Origin of the sequence: Neobacillus niacini, from assembly GCF_036961885.1 — a bacterium.
Classification (GTDB): Bacteria; Bacillota; Bacilli; order Bacillales; family Cytobacillaceae; genus Neobacillus; species Neobacillus niacini_H.
Map to the genome: position 1 here is coordinate 301,900 of NZ_JBALNQ010000010.1, position 2,171 is coordinate 304,070.

Annotated in this window: 2 protein-coding genes and 1 pseudogene; all 3 read right to left on the reverse strand. The window is 39.7% G+C overall.

The features are described 5' to 3' along the window. Positions 1-29: 29 nt before the first annotated feature. Positions 30-728, reverse strand: coding sequence for a YhcN/YlaJ family sporulation lipoprotein (locus V7124_RS06765; protein WP_335487297.1), 699 nt, complete (start codon positions 726-728; stop codon positions 30-32). Positions 729-828: 100 nt separating this feature from the next. Continuing rightward, entirely contained in the window at positions 829-1,821 is a 993-nt protein-coding gene (locus V7124_RS06770) for a phosphotransferase (protein ID WP_335487300.1), read from the reverse strand. Further along, positions 1,793-2,171, reverse strand: a pseudogene (locus V7124_RS06775) (hypothetical protein); the annotation flags it as partial. The pseudogene V7124_RS06775 and the gene V7124_RS06770, both read right to left, overlap by 29 nt.

The following is a 2,171-nucleotide window of genomic DNA, read 5'->3' on the forward strand; positions in this document are numbered from 1 at the left end:
TGCCTCTATTACTTTTTTTACCATTCGTTTTATTTGCGACTATTGGACTCCATACGCTGGGAATCATTATTTCTGTTACCCTCACGACCAAGTGCTCCATCATCGGTGATAACTTGAACAGATCTCCCATTTGCTAATGGCTTAACAGCACTCTGAATGGCTCTTTTGGTTTCCTCAGCTCGAGCATTATCGGCTAATTTAACAGAAACCATCACAGAATTACCATAAAGAACAGACCGAACTTGCTGAACATTGTCAATGTCTGCTACCTTACTTTTAATTTGTTCCGTTACTTTATCTTGATACTCTGGGTTCGTTGTTGTACCAGTATTTCCTAGTCTTTGATTTAAATGACCATGATAATTCGCATCACTGGTACTAAAACGGTTATCCCGTTGAAAAAAGTTTTGATCATTCGTTGCGAGCGGCTTTGTCGGGTTAGGTGGATTTCCATTTCGATCTCTTTCACTAAAAAAATTTCTTCGCCTTTCATTATTTCCTTGGTTTTCTACTCCAAGAGTGTGGTCCATTATTTCTGTGAATGGACCATCATTGTCCCCAGGCATCCCATTGGTTCCATTTTTATGATTTTCATTGGAATAGTAGCCAACTGGCTGCCCTATATTTTTGTGACCTTTATCCATCGCAGTACGGTCATCATTTGCACAACCTGACAGCCCAACAGCCAATAAGGCGGACAGAGGAATCATCCACTGTTTCAAATTCAAGCGAAAAACCCCCTCTATGATGCGTGAGCATAATAAGTATGCTCACGATTAGGGTGTGAACTTTGAGGGGGTTTCATTCTGCCAGAATAGACCATGAAATTCAGTTCATCATCATTTTTAAAGTATCAACGAATCTTTTCCGAGAGTAAAACTGACCAATCGTTAAATCCATAACATGGTTGTATTTGTTTTGGTCCCGATAGGAACCTTCACGAATTAGCCGGTTCCATTCACGAAAAATATCTGCAGGAAATGCTAATGCAAACAGGAATTCCTTTTTGTCTAACAATTTTTCGAATGTTGAAAATTGAGCGAGCCTATCCATTGACCAGTCCAAATTGGGAAGAATTCGATTAGCGTATTGTAAATAATCTAAGGACGGTGGACCAATACTAATTAAATCAAAATCAATTAGATGTACTATTCCTTTTGAATCACGCAAAAAGTTGTGATGTGCCACATCACCATGAAGGACGCAAAATGGTTCATTGATAAAAAGGGAAGGATCTTTATCCATACCAGTTAAAGACCAGTTTGCCCAATCCATCAATTCGGTTATGAATGCTTCATTCACAAAGTATTTTAGATGTGAAATATTTGAGGAAAAGGTCTTTCTTCTTTCCCTCCATTTTTTAAAAATCATTCCTCTTGGAATTATAGTTCGGTAACGTGTCTCAAACGTGGAGGTTATAAAGTGAAATTGTTCTAAAAGCTCAAGTCCCTCATACATATTTTTTTGAGAATGAAAGGAAAAAGGGATTTTATTGGGTGGTATATATTCCATACATCCAAAATAGGACCCCTCAAAAAAGAGCGGGTCGATTAACTGAGGATGGACAAAAAGATAAGTTTTTAAAAATCCCTCTTTTCTAAGGGTTGCCGTGAATGCTTCTTGAAGCTGGAGGCGTTTGTTGGTTTGAAATCCTTTTATCATATATTTATTTTTATCTGTCTTTATCAAAATTACATTTTTTCGAAATGGAACCATTTCAACAATATTTTCTTTAAATTTCGAACGTAAATAAGAGAGGAGACGAATGAAGTAATCATCGTCTCCTTTTTGATTAAAAATCATACTCATTGCTTTCATCATCGTATCGCATCATCCCATCCATTGGGGCCATTCCATATGGGTTCATGTACGGTGGCTGCGCTACATTTGCAGGTCCTGTATACGGTGCACTGTATATAGGAGGGGTTGGCGGTATAAAGGCTGGTGCCATTGCTTGCGGTTCTGGCCCACCGCATCCACAGTCACCACCCGCTCCTACTGGTACCCCCCCTTGAGCAGGGAAAGGCTGTTGCATGGCAGGCATTTGACCGCCTCCATATGGCATTCCCATATCTGGAGATTCAAAATCTTGAGCTCCCATTACACGTGGAGATTGCCCCATTTGTGGGTAGCCGTATGGCATTTGACCATATGGTCCTCCCATTCCTGGT

Bases quoted from the DNA above. Each gene is read 5' to 3' on its own strand.
- V7124_RS06770 (WP_335487300.1), bottom strand. From the start codon at position 1,821: ATGATGAAAGCAATGAGTATGATTTTTAATCAAAAAGGAGACGATGAT.